This is a genomic window from Brucella oryzae (assembly GCF_041929965.1).
Taxonomy (GTDB): Bacteria; Pseudomonadota; Alphaproteobacteria; order Rhizobiales; family Rhizobiaceae; genus Brucella; species Brucella oryzae.
Genome location: NZ_JBHEEO010000074.1, coordinates 1 through 740, shown reverse-complemented (window position 1 = coordinate 740; position 740 = coordinate 1). Strand labels below are relative to the sequence as shown.

Genomic DNA, 740 nt, shown 5'->3' with positions numbered 1-740 from the left:
ATCGGCACGATCAGGGTGACGTCCATGGCAACATTGTCGCCAGGCATGACCATTTCCGTACCTTCCGGCAGCGTGACAACACCGGTCACGTCCGTCGTGCGGAAGTAGAACTGCGGACGGTAGTTCGTGAAGAACGGCGTATGACGACCACCTTCGTCCTTGGTCAGAATATAGGCTTCTGCCTTGAACTTGGTGTGCGGCTTCACAGAACCCGGCTTGCACAGAACCTGACCGCGTTCAACGTCTTCACGGCCAACGCCGCGGATCAGAGCGCCGATATTGTCGCCAGCCTGACCCTGGTCGAGCAGCTTGCGGAACATTTCAACGCCGGTAACCGTCGTCTTCGTCGTCGCCTTGATGCCGACGATTTCAACTTCTTCACCAACCTTGACGATACCGCGCTCAACGCGACCCGTCACAACCGTACCACGGCCAGAGATCGAGAAAACGTCTTCGATCGGCATCAGGAACGGCTGGTCGATCGGACGTTCCGGGGTCGGAATGTAATCGTCAACAGCAGCCATCAGCGCACGAACGGCATCTTCACCCAGCTCCTTGGAGCTGTCTTCAAGAGCAGCAAGTGCCGAACCCTTGATGATCGGGGTTTCATCGCCCGGGAAGTCGTACTTCGACAGAAGTTCACGCACTTCCAGTTCAACCAGTTCGAGCAGTTCTGCATCGTCAACCTGGTCGCACTTGTTCAGGAACACAACGATTGCCGGAACGCCAACCTGACGGGC

At 57.0% G+C, this 740-nt stretch carries 1 protein-coding gene; it reads right to left on the bottom strand.

Annotation, left to right across the window (positions count from 1 at the left end; translation table 11 throughout):
* The coding region (locus tag JNC70_RS22790; RefSeq protein WP_374789059.1) for an EF-Tu C-terminal domain-related protein at positions 1–740 on the bottom strand (740 nt) is incomplete at both ends.